Origin of the sequence: Variovorax frigidus (assembly GCF_051216515.1) — a bacterium.
GTDB lineage: Bacteria > Pseudomonadota > Gammaproteobacteria > Burkholderiales > Burkholderiaceae_C > Variovorax.
This window is the reverse complement of record NZ_JBPJZF010000001.1, coordinates 175,519-189,143: the sequence shown is the minus strand read 5'-3', so window position 1 is coordinate 189,143 and position 13,625 is coordinate 175,519. Positions and strand designations below refer to the sequence as shown.

13 protein-coding genes are annotated in these 13,625 nt (G+C 66.4%); 2 read left to right on the top strand and 11 right to left on the bottom strand.

Going from position 1 to position 13,625, the window contains the following annotated elements:
* Window positions 1-31: 31 nt before the first annotated feature.
* From ACSFBC_RS00840 to ACSFBC_RS00815, 6 genes are all read right to left on the bottom strand, one after another.
* Window positions 32-511, bottom strand: a complete 480-nt coding sequence (locus ACSFBC_RS00840) for a GNAT family N-acetyltransferase (protein ID WP_435508420.1) — start codon at window positions 509-511, stop codon at window positions 32-34.
* Window positions 508-1,095, bottom strand: a complete 588-nt coding sequence (locus ACSFBC_RS00835) for an MOSC domain-containing protein (protein ID WP_435508419.1) — start codon at window positions 1,093-1,095, stop codon at window positions 508-510. The genes ACSFBC_RS00840 and ACSFBC_RS00835 overlap by 4 nt, the downstream gene beginning before the upstream one ends.
* Window positions 1,055-2,386: a phosphoglucosamine mutase gene (gene glmM, locus ACSFBC_RS00830; RefSeq protein ID WP_435508418.1), complete on the bottom strand. Its 1,332-nt coding sequence runs from the start codon at window positions 2,384-2,386 to the stop codon at window positions 1,055-1,057. The genes ACSFBC_RS00835 and glmM overlap by 41 nt, the downstream gene beginning before the upstream one ends.
* Complete coding sequence (gene folP / locus ACSFBC_RS00825) at window positions 2,383-3,261, bottom strand: dihydropteroate synthase (protein ID WP_435508417.1); 879 nt, start codon at window positions 3,259-3,261, stop codon at window positions 2,383-2,385. Before folP ends, glmM begins: the two co-directional genes overlap by 4 nt.
* Before the next feature lie 61 nt (window positions 3,262-3,322).
* A complete protein-coding gene (ftsH, locus tag ACSFBC_RS00820; protein ID WP_435508416.1) occupies window positions 3,323-5,242 on the bottom strand; it encodes an ATP-dependent zinc metalloprotease FtsH in 1,920 nt (639 codons plus the stop codon).
* Between the two features lie 153 nt (window positions 5,243-5,395).
* The gene (locus ACSFBC_RS00815) at window positions 5,396-6,064 is read right to left on the bottom strand and encodes an RlmE family RNA methyltransferase (RefSeq protein ID WP_435508415.1); all 669 of its coding nucleotides are present in this window, start codon (window positions 6,062-6,064) and stop codon (window positions 5,396-5,398) included.
* A 19-nt stretch (window positions 6,065-6,083) separates the two neighbouring features.
* On the opposite strand from ACSFBC_RS00815, the gene ACSFBC_RS00810 reads away from it, so the two are divergent.
* A complete protein-coding gene (locus ACSFBC_RS00810) occupies window positions 6,084-6,563 on the top strand; it encodes a YhbY family RNA-binding protein (protein WP_435508414.1) in 480 nt (159 codons plus the stop codon).
* 41 nt (window positions 6,564-6,604) lie between these two features.
* A complete protein-coding gene (locus tag ACSFBC_RS00805; protein ID WP_435508413.1) occupies window positions 6,605-7,327 on the top strand; it encodes a glycosyltransferase in 723 nt (240 codons plus the stop codon).
* Here ACSFBC_RS00805 and ACSFBC_RS00800 read toward each other — a convergent pair whose 3' ends face one another.
* The 5 genes from ACSFBC_RS00800 to carA form a co-directional block, all read right to left on the bottom strand.
* On the bottom strand, window positions 7,328-7,744 hold the full coding sequence (locus tag ACSFBC_RS00800) for a DUF4149 domain-containing protein (RefSeq protein ID WP_435508412.1): 417 nt from the start codon (window positions 7,742-7,744) through the stop codon (window positions 7,328-7,330).
* 5 nt (window positions 7,745-7,749) lie between these two features.
* Window positions 7,750-8,226, bottom strand: coding sequence for a transcription elongation factor GreA (gene greA / locus ACSFBC_RS00795; RefSeq protein WP_219217805.1), 477 nt, complete (start codon window positions 8,224-8,226; stop codon window positions 7,750-7,752).
* 67 nt (window positions 8,227-8,293) lie between these two features.
* Window positions 8,294-9,163, bottom strand: coding sequence for a Kdo hydroxylase KdoO (locus ACSFBC_RS00790; RefSeq protein ID WP_435508411.1), 870 nt, complete (start codon window positions 9,161-9,163; stop codon window positions 8,294-8,296).
* Window positions 9,164-9,171: 8 nt separating this feature from the next.
* Window positions 9,172-12,399 (bottom strand): carbamoyl-phosphate synthase large subunit, encoded by a 3,228-nt coding sequence (carB, locus tag ACSFBC_RS00785; RefSeq protein WP_435508410.1) that lies wholly within the window; start codon window positions 12,397-12,399, stop codon window positions 9,172-9,174.
* Complete coding sequence (gene carA / locus ACSFBC_RS00780; protein ID WP_435508409.1) at window positions 12,392-13,591, bottom strand: glutamine-hydrolyzing carbamoyl-phosphate synthase small subunit; 1,200 nt, start codon at window positions 13,589-13,591, stop codon at window positions 12,392-12,394. Before carA ends, carB begins: the two co-directional genes overlap by 8 nt.
* Window positions 13,592-13,625 lie beyond the last annotated feature (34 nt).

The following is a 13,625-nucleotide window of genomic DNA, read 5'->3' as shown; positions in this document are numbered from 1 at the left end:
CCTGCGCCGGCGGCTTTTTTGCGGCCGCGCGCTACAGCGGCTTCTGCATGAAGAGCGCCGAGCCGAAGGCCGGATCGAGCTGGTAGCCCGCAAAGCCCTCGCGCTCGTAGGCGCGCACCGCGGGTGCATTGCCTTGCAGCACCTCCAGCGTGAGCTTGCAGGCGCCGCGTGCCACCGCCTCTTCCTCCACGCGCGCCAGCATGCGCTGCGTGATGCGCTGACCGCGATGGCTGGCCGCCACCACCACGTCGTGCACGTTCACCAGCGGACGGCAGGCGAATGTCGAGAAGCCCTCGATGCAGTTGATCAGGCCCACCGCCTCGTCGCCATCGAAGGCGAGCACGCTGAAGGCCTGTGGACGGGCCGCCAGCGCAGCCGGCAGACCCGCACGCACCGCGTCGGCCAGCGGCTCGCCGCCGCCGGCCGGATCGCGCGCATAGGCATCGAGCAGACGCACCAGCGCCGCAGCGTGGACAGGATGGCCATAGTCGGCCAGAACGATATCGATCACACAGGCTCCAGTCGCCGGGCGCTACCCGCCGGCATTTCGATGCGGATGGGGTCACCGGCTCGGACCTCCCCGCTTTCACATACCACCGCCATCACGCCCGCCTTGCGCACCAGCTCGCCCTGAGCGTCGCGTGCCAGCGTGGCGGCCATCAGGCCGCGCTGAAAACGGTCGATCTGGCTGCAGGGGTTGCGCAACCCGGTCAGCTCGACCACCGCCGCCTCGCCGATGTGCAGCCGCGTGCCGGTCGGCAGGTCCAGCAGCGCGATGCCGCTCGTCGTGAGGTTTTCGCCCAGGTCGCCGGGCCAGACCGCGAAGCCCGCGGCCATCAGCTCGTCGAACAGCTCGGCGTGGATCAGGTGGACCTGCCGCAGATTGGGCGCGCTCGGGTTGCGCGCCACGCGCGAGCGGTGCTGGACCGTCGTGCCCGCGTGCGCATCGCCTTCGACGCCCAGCCCTGCGATCAACCGGATCGCGGGCTCGGCGAACTTGGAGAAGCTGTGCAGCGTGCTCCGGTGTACCGCGCTCACCGTGGCTGCCGCCACGTCAGTCCTCGAGCGTGGCCGCCATGCGCCGAGCGAAGGCATCGGCCTGGTCGCGGTCGCGCGCCTCGACCATCACCCGCACCAGCGGCTCGGTGCCGCTCGCGCGGATCAGCACCCGGCCCGCATCGCCCAGCTCGGCTTCGGTGCGCTGCGTCTCGGCCTGGAGTGCGGCATTGGCCTGCCAGTCCTGCCCGGGCCTGAGCCGCACGTTGATCATGGTCTGAGGGAACAGCACCACGTCGGACAGCAGCTCGGCCACGGTCTTGCCGCTGCGCTGGCAGGCCTGCAACACCTGCAGCGCACTCACGATGCCGTCGCCCGTGGTGTGGCAGTCGAGTGCCAGCAGATGGCCCGAGCTCTCGCCGCCCAGCAGCCAGCCGCGCTTCTCCAACTCCTCGAGCACGTAACGGTCGCCGACCTTGGCACGCACGAACTCGACGCCCAGCTTGCGCAGCGCGATCTCCACCGCCTTGTTGGTCATCAGCGTGCCCACCACGCCGACCGGCTTCTCGCCGCGCTCGATGCGCTCGCGCACCATCAGGTAGAGCAGTTCGTCGCCGTTGAACAGGCGGCCGCCCGCATCGACCAGCTGCAGCCGGTCGGCATCGCCGTCGAGCGCGATGCCGTAGTCGGCCTTCTGCGCCACTACCGTGGCCACCAGCGCTTCCGGATGCGTTGCACCGACGTTCTTGTTGATGTTGAGCCCGTCGGGCGACACGCCGATGGTGCTGACTTCGGCACCCAGTTCGTGGAACACGTTGGGCGCCACCTGGTAGGCCGCGCCGTGCGCCGCGTCGACCACCAGCTTCATGTTGCGCAGCGTGAGGTCGTTGGCGAAGGTGCTCTTGCAGAACTCGATGTAGCGGCCCGATGCGTCGTCGAGGCGGCGGGCCCTGCCGAGGTTCGCGGAATCCGCCCACACGGGCGCTTCTTCGAGCGCGGCCTCGACCGCCAGCTCCCAGGCGTCGTCGAGCTTGGTGCCCTGCGCGCTGAAGAACTTGATGCCGTTGTCGGCAAAGGCGTTGTGGCTGGCGCTGATCACCACGCCCAGACTCGCGCGCTGCGCTCGCGTGAGGTAGGCCACGCCGGGCGTCGGCAGCGGGCCGAGCAGCACCACGTCGACCCCGGCCGAATTGAAGCCCGATTCGAGCGCCGATTCGAGCATGTAGCCGGAGATGCGCGTGTCCTTGCCGATCAGCACGGTGGGGCGCTTCTGCGTCTTCTTGAGCACGCGGCCCACGGCATGCGCGAGGCGCAACACGAAGTCCGGTGTGATGGGGGCCTGGCCGACCGTGCCGCGAATGCCGTCGGTGCCGAAATACTGTCGAGTCATGGTGTCGTCTTGTCTGGTTGATCTTGTGTGTGAGCGTCCTGCATCGCCTTCTGCACGGCCAGGGCCGCAACGGTCTCGCGCACATCGTGCACGCGCAGGATGACAGCGCCGCGCTCGGCTGCCAGCAGGGCCGCGGCCACGCTGGGCACCATGCGCTCGCCCGCATTCTCGATGCCTGTGACGGCACCGAGCGAGGATTTTCGCGACCAGCCGGCCAGCAGCGGGTAGCCGATGTCCAGCAGTTCGCGTTGCCGCGCCAGCAGGGCGAAATTCTGCCTCACGGTCTTGCCGAAGCCGATGCCGGGATCGAGCACGATGCGCGCAGCGTCGACCCGCAGGTCGCGCAGCCCCTGCGCGTGGACCGCGAGGAAGCTGCGAACGCCCGCCACCACGTCGCCGCTCATCGGCTCTGTCTGCATGGTCTGCGGGTCACGGTGCATGTGCATCAGGCAGATGCCGCAGGAGGGATGCTGCGCGACCGCCGCCAAGGCGCCGGGCTGGCGCAGCGCCCAGATGTCGTTGACGATGTCGGCGCCCAGGTCCAGCACGGCGCGCATCACCTCGGCCTTGGAGGTGTCGACCGAGATCGGCACGCCCAGGCTCACCGCTTCGCGCACCACAGGCAGCACGCGCTCCAACTCTTGCTGCAGCGGCACCGCCGGGCTGCCCGGACGGGTCGACTCGCCGCCGATGTCGAGCAGGTCGGCGCCTTGCGCCACCAGGGCCTCGCAGTGGCGCACCGCGGCCTGTGTCGAGGCATGGGCGCCGCCGTCGGAGAAGGAGTCGGGCGTGACGTTGACGATGCCCATCACGCGAGGCCGCGACAGGTCGATCAGGAAGCGCGTGCTGCGCCAGTGAGGAAGGGGTGTCGTCATGACGCTGCTCCAGGACGAAAAAACGGGGCCAGAGGCCCCGTCGATCTGCACTGCGCCATGCTCAGGCTGCGGTGGGCGCCGGATCGGTCGCGACCGCCGGCGTGCCGCCGCTGCCGCCGTTGTTCGACGGCGGGATGCGCGGCGTCCAGTCCTTGGGCGGACGGGGTTCGCGGCCGGCCATGATGTCGTCGAGCTGTTCCGAGTCGATGGTTTCCCATTCGAGCAGGGCCTTGGCCATGGCGTGCATCTTGTCGCTGTTCGCTTCGATCAGGCCACGCGCCAGGGCGTACTGCTCGTCGATGATGCGGCGCACTTCGCCGTCGACCTTTTCCATGGTCTGTTCGCTCATGTTGGTGGTCTTGGTGACCGAGCGGCCCAGGAACACTTCGCCTTCGTTCTCGGCATAGACCATCGGGCCCAGCGCATCGGTCATGCCGTAGCGCGTGACCATGTCGCGGGCAATCGAGGTCGCGCGCTCGAAGTCGTTGCTGGCGCCGGTGGTCATCTGGTGCATGAACACTTCTTCGGCGATGCGGCCACCGAACAGCATGCTGATCTGGTTGAGCATGTATTCGCGGTCGTAGCTGTAACGGTCCTGTGCGGGCAGGCTCATGGTCACGCCCAGGGCGCGACCGCGCGGAATGATCGTGACCTTGTGGACCGGGTCGCACTTGGGCAGCAGCTTGCCGATCAGGGCGTGGCCGGACTCGTGGTAGGCCGTGTTGCGGCGCTCTTCCTCGGGCATGACCATGCTCTTGCGCTCGGGGCCCATGAAGATCTTGTCCTTGGCCTTTTCGAAGTCCTGCATTTCGACCACGCGCGCATTGCGGCGGGCGGCCATCAACGCGGCTTCGTTGCACAGGTTGGCCAGGTCGGCGCCCGACATGCCGGGCGTGCCGCGCGCGATGATGCTCGGGTTCACGTCCTGGCCGAGCGGCACCTTGCGCATGTGCACGCCGAGGATCTGCTCACGGCCGCGGATGTCCGGCAGCGTGACGTAGACCTGGCGGTCGAAACGGCCCGGGCGCAGCAGTGCGGCGTCCAGGATGTCCGGGCGGTTGGTGGCCGCGACCACGATCACGCCCAGGTTGGTCTCGAAGCCGTCCATCTCGACCAGCATCTGGTTGAGCGTCTGTTCGCGCTCGTCGTTGCCGCCGCCGAGGCCCGCGCCACGCTGGCGACCGACCGCGTCGATTTCATCGATGAAGATGATGCAGGGGGCGTTCTTCTTGGCGTTCTCGAACATGTCGCGCACACGGGCCGCGCCCACGCCGACGAACATTTCGACGAAGTCGGAACCCGAGATCGAGAAGAACGGCACCTTGGCTTCGCCGGCGATCGACTTGGCCAGCAGCGTCTTGCCGGTGCCCGGGGGGCCGACCAGCAGCAGGCCGCGCGGAATGCGACCGCCGAGTTTCTGGAAGCGACCGGGGTCCTTGAGGAAGTCGACGACTTCCTTGACTTCTTCCTTGGCCTCGTCGCAACCGGCCACGTCGGCGAAGGTCACGGTGTTGGTGTTCTCGTCGAGCATGCGCGCCTTGCTCTTGCCGAAGCTGAAAGCACCGCCCTTGCCGCCGCCCTGCATCTGTCGCATGAAGTAGACCCAGACGCCGATCAGCAGCAGCATCGGCCCCCAGCTGACCAGCAGCGTCATGAGGAGCGAGCCCTCTTCACGCGGCTTGACGTCGAACTTGACGTTGTTGGCGATCAAGTCGCCGATGAGGCCACGGTCGAGGTAGGTGGCGGTGGTACGGATGCGGCGATCGTCGTTGGTGACCGCCACGATCTCGCTACCGCCGCCCTGGCCTTCCTGGATGGTGGCACTCTTGATGCGGTTACCGCGGACCTCTTCGAGGAAGTCCGAATAACCGACGCTGCCGGCGCCGGCGGCACCGCGGGTGTCGAACTGCTTGAACACAGTGAACAACACCATCGCGATGACAAGCCAGACGGCAACTTTGGAAAACCACTGATTGTTCAAACGAAGCTCCAGTCAAAAGCGCGTGACAGCGAAATGAAACTTCGCCCAGGTCACGCAACTGATGGCCATTTTAGGCTTTTCAAGCCGTGAAACACCGCGATTTCCCCCGAGCAGCCACAGCCGGGGCACGGTTTTGCGCCGCTGTCCGACGTATCAATTCGTGTCTGCGGCTTTCAAGCCGATGCCGACCATGAAGGTTTCGGACGATTTGTCGCGCGAAGCCTTGGGCTTGATCGGCTTCACGGTCTTGAAATTCGCCTTGAATAACTGGGTCAGCTCGGCGTAGCCGCCGCCATGGAAGAGCTTGGTGACGAGCGCCCCTTCGGGCTTCATGTGCCGGCGTGAAAAGTCGATCGCCAGCTCGACCAGATGCGAAATGCGCGCCGCGTCGGCCGAAGCGATGCCCGAGAGGTTGGGCGCCATGTCCGACACGACGACATCCGCCTTGCGGCCCGCCAGGGCGGCTTCCAGCCGGGCCAGCACCTCGTCCTCCCGGAAATCGCCCTGCAGGAAGATCACCCCTTCGATCGGTTCCATCGGCAGCAGGTCGAGCGCGATGATGGTGCCGTCCAGCGTGCCGGACGCGGCGCCGTGGGGGGAAAGCCGGCGCCGCACGTACTGGCTCCAGGCCCCCGGCGTCGAGCCCAGATCGACCACCAGATGCCCTGGACGGATCAATCCCAGCGTCTCGTCGATCTCCTTGAGCTTGTAGGCGGCGCGTGCGCGGTAACCCTCACGGGCGGCCAACTTGACGTACGTGTCGTTCACGTGATCGTTCAACCACGCCTTGTTGACCTTGTTGCTTTTCGTCTTGACTTTCATTCGCCTCGATAATACGGGCATGACAGCCATTCAACTTACCCCCGCGCAACGCAAGGTGCATCGCGCCGACGCCCACCACCTCGATCCGATCGTCATGATCGGTGGCGACGGGCTCACGCCAGCTGTCACGAAAGAGGCCGAAGCTGCGCTCAAGGCCCACGGCCTGATCAAGGTGCGCGTCTTCTCCGACGACCGTGCGGCCCGCGAAGCCATGCTGGCCACGCTGGCCGACGAACTCAACGCCGCGCCGATCCAGCACATCGGCAAGCTGCTGGTGCTGTGGCGCCCCAAGGTCGAAAAGGAGCGCGTGGTCGACGAAGACCGCATGCCCGGCCCCCGTGACGTCAAGGTGCTCAAGTACAGCAAGCGCGGCGGCCAGCGCCCCGAGATCAAGACCCTGCGCGTGCTGGGCAACCAGCGCCTCACGCCCGGCGGCACGATCAAGCGCGCCAAGCCGCCGCGTCCGCTGTCGGCCAAGAAGCGCAACCAGGCAGACTGAGCTTGGCGGCAGTGCAAGGCGCCCGGCGCCATATTCTCTGCATGAAGTGGGGCACGAAATACGGCCCCGACTACGTCAATCGCCTCTATGCGATGGTGCGCCGCAACCTCAGCGGCGACTTCAACTTCGTCTGCCTCACCGACGACGGCCAGGGCATCCGCAGCGAAGTGCAGTGCCTGCCGATTCCGCCGCTCGACCTGGAAGTGCCCGCGGGCCAGCCGGACCGGGCCTGGAAGAAGCTCACGACCTTCGAGGCGGACCTGCACGGCCTGCGCGGCACCGCCCTCTTCCTGGACCTCGATGTGGTGGTGGTCGGCAGCCTCGACGCCTTCTTCGAGCAGCCGGGCGAGTTTTTGATCATTCACGACTACGCGCGCCCTTGGCGGACCGAGCGCATCACCGGCAACTCGTCGGTCTACCGGTTCGAGCTCGGCGCGCATGCGGACGTTCTGGCGTATTTCCGCGCCAACATGGACGCGGTGCAGGCCAAGTTCCGCAACGAACAGGCCTACCTGTCGGACTTCATGCACGCCCAGGGGCGCCTGCAGTACTGGCCCGACGCCTGGTGCCCGAGCTTCAAGTACCACGGTATCCCGACCTGGCCGACCAACTACTGGCAGGAGCCTTTCGTGCCCGACGGTGCGCGCATCGTGGTGTTCCACGGCGAATGCAACCCGCCGGATGCGCTGGCAGGCCGCCGCAACCGCGCCTTCCGCTTCATCCGGCCGGCGCGATGGATCGCCCGTTACTGGACCAGCGCCTGATCAGCCGCCGGTGCGGCGCCCCATGCGCCACAGCAGCACGCCGGTGCAGGCCCACTGCAGCAGGTACATGGCGCTGCCCACCGGGTGCCAGAGCTTCAGATTGTCGCGCGCCATGATGCGCGGCGCCACGGCGTACTGCTGCAGCAGGGCCAGCAGCAATGCGGCCAGGACCAGGCCGATGGCGAAGCGGATGGCGTCGTCGAAGCCCTGGTCGGCTCTCTGACGCAGGTACATCAGCAGGATCAGGCCGCAGGCGATCGCGATCCAGCTCTGCGCGGCGAACAGCTGGCCGGCGAAATTGCCGGCCACCGACGGGTTGCCCAGCTTGGCGAACAGCATCGGCACCACCAGGAAGCCCACGGTGCTCAGGCTGCCCCACCAGAAGGCAGCCACGAGCAGCGCGATACGGTCCTTCATGGGGCTCAGACGTAGCTGATCGCGACGATCTCGTAGTGCTTGAGCCCGCCGGGCGCCTGCACCTCGGCGGTGTCGCCCTCCTCCTTGCCGATCAGCGCGCGCGCGATCGGGCTGGAGATGTTGATCAGGCCGAGCTTCAGGTCGGCCTCGTCCTCGCCCACGATCTGGTACTTGACGGCCTCGCCCGTGCTCTCTTCCTCGAGCTCCACGGTGGCACCGAACACCACCTTGCCGCCGGCGTCGAGCGCGGTCGGGTCGATGATCTGCGCGGCCGACAGCTTGCCTTCGATTTCCTGGATCCGGCCTTCGATGAAGCCCTGGCGGTCCTTGGCGACTTCGTACTCGGCGTTCTCGCTCAGGTCGCCCTGGGCACGCGCCTCGGAAATGGCGTTGATCACCCAGGGACGGTCGACCGTCTTGAGGCGATGGAGTTCTTCGCGCAGTTTTTCGGCGCCGCGCTTGGTGACGGGGATGGTGCTCATGTTTTGTTGCTCCAGAAAGCGAAAACGCCGAACGCTGCCGTTCGGCGGTGCATGTGGGGAGAGAGGATCAGACGAGGGTTCGTCCGGTCAGCCGGCTCAGAATGGCGAGCGGGCTTGCCTCGGGATTGTATTGCCTCGCCGCGGGCAGGTGCAGCGTCTGTTCGAGCATGTACTGCCCCGACATCACGGCATGCGAGGTCTGGTCGGAGAAGCACACCCAGACCGAACCGGCCGGGAACGGCACGGTCTGCTGGGGCGCGTTCTTCTGGTAGTCGAGGTCGGCCTTCATGCCGTCGTGCAACTGCAGCATCAGATGGTCGTACTCGCTGCGCAGCGACTTGGTCACGCGCAACGCGCGCAGCAGCTTCGCCTGCCAGGCCGAGTAAGGCTTGGCGCGCGGCAGGAAGCGCTGTGCGACCGTCTCGAAGGGCTCGCCCACCCGCCAGACGCGCGGCGCGCCGTCAGGGTTGGCGTTGGTGAACACGCGCAGGATGCGCTCGCCATAGTTGGGACGCGACGGAAAGGCATCGACATGCATGCGCTTGTCGTCGGCGCGCCATGACTGCACGCGCGTCTCGACCTGCGCCGGCCGATAGCTGGTGGGCGCGAGCCGCAGCGCCGGCGTGTAGTGCGGCAGCAGGCCGTGGATCAGCTGCTGCGCCTGGGCGCGGAAGCGCCCCACCATCGCCGCGGCGGCACGCTGTACCGCCTCGTCGCCCGCGGCGCCCTTCAAGCGCCCCTCGGCGTCGAGGCTGATGTTGCGCACCTTGGGCGCCAGCAGGTTCGGCGTCAGGAGGCTGCGTTCCTCGGGCAGAAGCTCGAAGCCCAGCCTGGGGAAATACAGCACCTTGCCGGCCTCGAGCGCCGCGATCCACGCCGGGTTGGGCGTGGCCGCGGCCCAGTCGGCCAGGTCGAGTTCGACGAGCTGCGCGTCCATGTCCGGCCTCAGGCCGCCGCCAGCTGCGCGTGCATCTCCTGCACCGAGATCACGCCGAGTTCGTCCATGTGCTGCATGCCTTCGACCGCAGCTTCGGCGCCGAAGATCGTGGTGAAGGTGGTCACACGCGCCAGCAGTGCCGAGGTGCGGATCTGGCGCGAATCGGTGATCGCGTTGCGGCGCTCTTCGACCGTGTTGATGACCAGTGCAATCTCGTTGTTCTTGATCATGTCCACGATGTGCGGGCGGCCTTCGGTCACCTTGTTGACGGTCGCGCAGGCGATGCCGGCGGCGCCGATCGCCGCAGCCGTGCCCTTGGTGGCCGCCAGTTCGAAGCCCAGCTTGACCAGGCCGCGCGCCACCTCGACGGCGCGTTCCTTGTCGTTGTTCTTCACCGAGATGAAGACCTTGCCCGACTTCGGCAGCAGCGTGCCGGCACCGATCTGCGACTTCACGAAGGCTTCGCCGAAGGTCTTGCCCACGCCCATGACTTCACCGGTCGACTTCATCTCGGGGCCGAGGATGGTGTCCACGCCCGGGAACTTGACGAAGGGGAACACCGCTTCCTTCACGCTGAAGTACGGCGGGGTCACTTCCTTGGTGATGCCCTGCGAAGCCAGCGACTGGCCGGCCATGCAGCGTGCCGCCACCTTCGCCAGCTGGATGCCCGTGGCCTTGCTCACGAAAGGCACGGTGCGCGACGCACGCGGGTTCACTTCGAGCACGTAGATGACGTCCTTGCCGTCCTTCTGCTGGATCGCGAACTGCACGTTCATCAGGCCGACCACGTTCAGTGCCTTGGCCATGGCGGCGCTCTGGCGCTTCAGTTCGACGATGGTGTCGGCGTTCAGGCTGTAGGGCGGCAGCGAGCAGGCGGAGTCGCCCGAGTGCACGCCGGCCTGCTCGATGTGCTCCATCACGCCGCCGATCAGCGTGCCGCCTTCGGCGTCGCGGATGCAGTCGACGTCGCATTCGACCGCGTCGTTGAGGAAGCGGTCGAGCAGCACCGGCGAGTCGTTGCTCACCTTGACCGCTTCGCGCATGTAGCGTTCGAGGTCACGCTGCTCGTGCACGATTTCCATCGCACGGCCGCCCAGCACGTAGCTCGGGCGCACCACCAGCGGATAGCCCAGGGCCGCGGCCTTTTCGAGCGCTTCGGGTTCGGTGCGCGCGGTGGCGTTCGGCGGCTGGCGCAGGCCCAGCTCGTGCAGCAGCTGCTGGAAGCGCTCGCGGTCTTCGGCCGCGTCGATCATGTCGGGCGAAGTGCCGATGATCGGCACGCCGTTGGCTTCGAGGTCGAGCGCGAGCTTCAGCGGCGTCTGGCCGCCGTACTGCACGATCACGCCGACCGGCTTTTCCTTGTCGACGATCTCGAGCACGTCTTCGAGCGTGAGCGGTTCGAAGTACAGGCGGTCGGAGGTGTCGTAGTCGGTCGAAACGGTCTCGGGGTTGCAGTTGACCATGATGGTCTCGTAGCCGTCCTCGCGCATGGCGAGCGCGGCATGCACGCAGCAGTAGTCGAACTCGATGCCCTGGCCGATGCGGTTGGGACCGCCGCCGAGCACCATGATCTTCTTCTTGTCCGTCGGGTCGGCTTCGCACTCGTCCTCGTAGGTCGAGTACATGTAGGCCGTGTCGGTGGCGAACTCGGCCGCGCAGGTGTCGACGCGCTTGTAGACCGGGCGCACGCCCAGGGCACGGCGCTTCTCGCGGATCGCGGTGTCGGTGGTCTTCAGCTGGCGCGCGAGGCGACGGTCGGAGAAGCCCTTCTTCTTGAGCGCGAGCAGCGTGTCCTTGTCGATGTCGTCCAGCGACTTGGTTTCCAGTTCGAGTTCGATCTTCACGATCTCTTCGATCTGCACCAGGAACCACGGATCGATCTTGGTCAGCGCGAACACTTCATCGACGCTCAGGCCCATGGCGAAGGCATCGCCCACGTACCAGATGCGCTCGGGACCGGGCTCGCCCAGTTCCTTCTCGAGCACTTCGCGGTCCTGCGTTTTTTCGTTCAGGCCATCGACGCCCACTTCGAGGCCGCGCAAGGCCTTCTGGAACGATTCCTGGAAGGTGCGGCCCATGGCCATCACCTCGCCCACCGACTTCATCTGCGTCGTGAGGCGCGAGTCGGCCTGCGGGAATTTCTCGAAGGCGAAACGCGGAATCTTGGTGACCACGTAGTCGATCGACGGTTCGAACGACGCCGGCGTGGCGCCGCCCGTGATCTCGTTGCGCAGCTCGTCGAGCGTGTAGCCCACGGCCAGCTTGGCCGCGACCTTGGCGATCGGGAAACCCGTGGCCTTGGAGGCCAGCGCCGACGAACGCGACACGCGCGGGTTCATCTCGATGACGACCATGCGGCCGTCCTGCGGGTTGATCGAGAACTGCACGTTCGAGCCGCCGGTGTCGACGCCGATCTCGCGCAGCACGGCCAGCGAGGCGTTGCGCAGGATCTGGTATTCCTTGTCGGACAGCGTTTGCGCCGGGGCCACGGTGATCGAGTCGCCGGTGTGCACGCCCATCGGGTCCAGGTTTTCGATCGAGCAGACGATGATGCAGTTGTCGGCGGTGTCGCGCACCACTTCCATCTCGTACTCTTTCCAACCGAGGAGCGACTCTTCGATCAGCAGCTCGTTGGTCGGCGAGGCTTCGAGGCCGCGCTTGCAGATGGTCTCGAACTCGTCGGGGTTGTAGGCGATGCCGCCACCGGTGCCGCCGAGCGTGAAGCTCGGGCGGATCACGGTCGGGAAGCCGAGCGTCTTCTGCACCACCCAGGCCTCGTCCATCGAGTGCGCGATGCCGGAGCGGGCCGAACCCAGTCCGATCTTGGTCATCGCGTCCTTGAACTTCAGGCGGTCTTCGGCCTTGTCGATGGCCTCGGGCTTGGCGCCGATCAGCTCGACCTTGTACTTGTCGAGCACGCCGTTGCGCCACAGGTCCAGCGCGCAGTTGAGCGCGGTCTGGCCACCCATGGTCGGCAGGATCGCGTCGGGCCGTTCCTTGGCGATGATCTTCTCGACCGTCTGCCAGGTGATGGGCTCGATGTAGGTGACGTCGGCCGTGGCCGGGTCGGTCATGATCGTCGCGGGGTTGCTGTTGATCAGGATGACCTTGTAGCCCTCCTCGCGCAGCGCCTTGCAGGCCTGCACGCCCGAGTAGTCGAACTCGCAGGCCTGGCCGATGATGATCGGGCCGGCGCCGATGATGAGGATGCTCTTGAGATCTGTGCGCTTAGGCATTCTTGTTTCCTGCTTTGTGCTTTTCCATCAATGCCGTGAAGCGATCGAACAGGTAGCCGATGTCGTGCGGGCCGGGCGAGGCTTCGGGGTGTCCCTGGAAGCAGAAGGCCGGCTTGTCGGTGCGCGCCAGGCCCTGCAGCGTGTTGTCGAACAGGCTGATGTGCGTGGGGCGCAGGTTGGCCGGCAGCGACTTCTCGTCGACCGCAAAGCCGTGGTTCTGGCTGGTGATGCTCACGCGGCCGCTGTCGAGGTCCTTGACCGGATGGTTCGCGCCGTGGTGGCCGAACTTCATCTTGAAAGTCTTCGCGCCCGAGGCCAGCGCCATGATCTGGTGGCCCAGGCAGATGCCGAAAGTGGGAATGCCGGTCTCGATCAGTTCCCGGGCCGCGCGGATGGCGTAGTCGCAAGGTTCCGGATCGCCAGGACCGTTGGCCAGGAAGATGCCATCGGGCTTGAGCTTGAGCACGTCGGCCGCGGGCGTCTGCGCCGGCACCACGGTGATGCGCGCACCGCGTTGCGCCAGCATGCGAAGAATGTTCTTCTTGACCCCGTAGTCGAAGGCGACGACATGGAACCTGGGCGTGATCTGCACGCCGTAGCCCGGCTTGCCGTTCAGGTTCACGAGCTTCCACTCGGTCTCGGTCCATTCGTAGGTCTGCGTGACCGACACCACCTTGGCCAGGTCGAGGCCGGCCATGCTCGGCGCGCCCTTGGCGGCAGCGATGGCCCGGTCGATGTGCGACTGCGTGACGGATTCGCCCTGGGCCAGGCCCACGATGCAGCCGTTCTGCGCGCCGTGCGTGCGCAGATGGCGCGTGAGCTTGCGCGTGTCGATGTTGGCGATGGCCACCGTCTTGCTGCGCACGAGGTAGGCGTCGAGCGTCTCGGTCTGGCGGAAATTCGAGGCAAGGAGTGGCAGGTCCTTGATGATCAGGCCCGCGGCATGGACCTTGTCGGCTTCGATGTCTTCCTCGTTGACGCCGTAGTTGCCGATGTGCGGATACGTGAGCGTCACGATCTGCTGGCAATAGCTGGGGTCGGTCAGGATTTCCTGATAGCCGGTCATCGAGGTGTTGAACACCACTTCGCCGGCTGTGGAGCCGGCGGCTCCGATCGAATTGCCGAGAAAGACCGTGCCGTCTGCGAGCGCCAGGATGGCGGGAGGAAAAGCTCCCTTGAGAGACAAAAGCACTGGGTTCTCCGGATGGATGACGCCCAAAGCGAAC

Coding starts and splice junctions, on each gene's coding strand:
- ACSFBC_RS00835 (WP_435508419.1), bottom strand. CDS start 1,095: ATGCCTTCGCTCGGCGCATGGCGGCCACGCTCGAGGACTGACGTGGCG.
- glmM (WP_435508418.1), bottom strand. CDS start 2,386: ATGACTCGACAGTATTTCGGCACCGACGGCATTCGCGGCACGGTCGGC.
- folP (WP_435508417.1), bottom strand. CDS start 3,261: ATGACGACACCCCTTCCTCACTGGCGCAGCACGCGCTTCCTGATCGAC.
- ACSFBC_RS00815 (WP_435508415.1), bottom strand. CDS start 6,064: ATGAAAGTCAAGACGAAAAGCAACAAGGTCAACAAGGCGTGGTTGAAC.
- ACSFBC_RS00810 (WP_435508414.1), top strand. CDS start 6,084: ATGACAGCCATTCAACTTACCCCCGCGCAACGCAAGGTGCATCGCGCC.
- ACSFBC_RS00805 (WP_435508413.1), top strand. CDS start 6,605: ATGAAGTGGGGCACGAAATACGGCCCCGACTACGTCAATCGCCTCTAT.
- ACSFBC_RS00800 (WP_435508412.1), bottom strand. CDS start 7,744: ATGAAGGACCGTATCGCGCTGCTCGTGGCTGCCTTCTGGTGGGGCAGC.
- greA (WP_219217805.1), bottom strand. CDS start 8,226: ATGAGCACCATCCCCGTCACCAAGCGCGGCGCCGAAAAACTGCGCGAA.
- ACSFBC_RS00790 (WP_435508411.1), bottom strand. CDS start 9,163: ATGGACGCGCAGCTCGTCGAACTCGACCTGGCCGACTGGGCCGCGGCC.
- carB (WP_435508410.1), bottom strand. CDS start 12,399: ATGCCTAAGCGCACAGATCTCAAGAGCATCCTCATCATCGGCGCCGGC.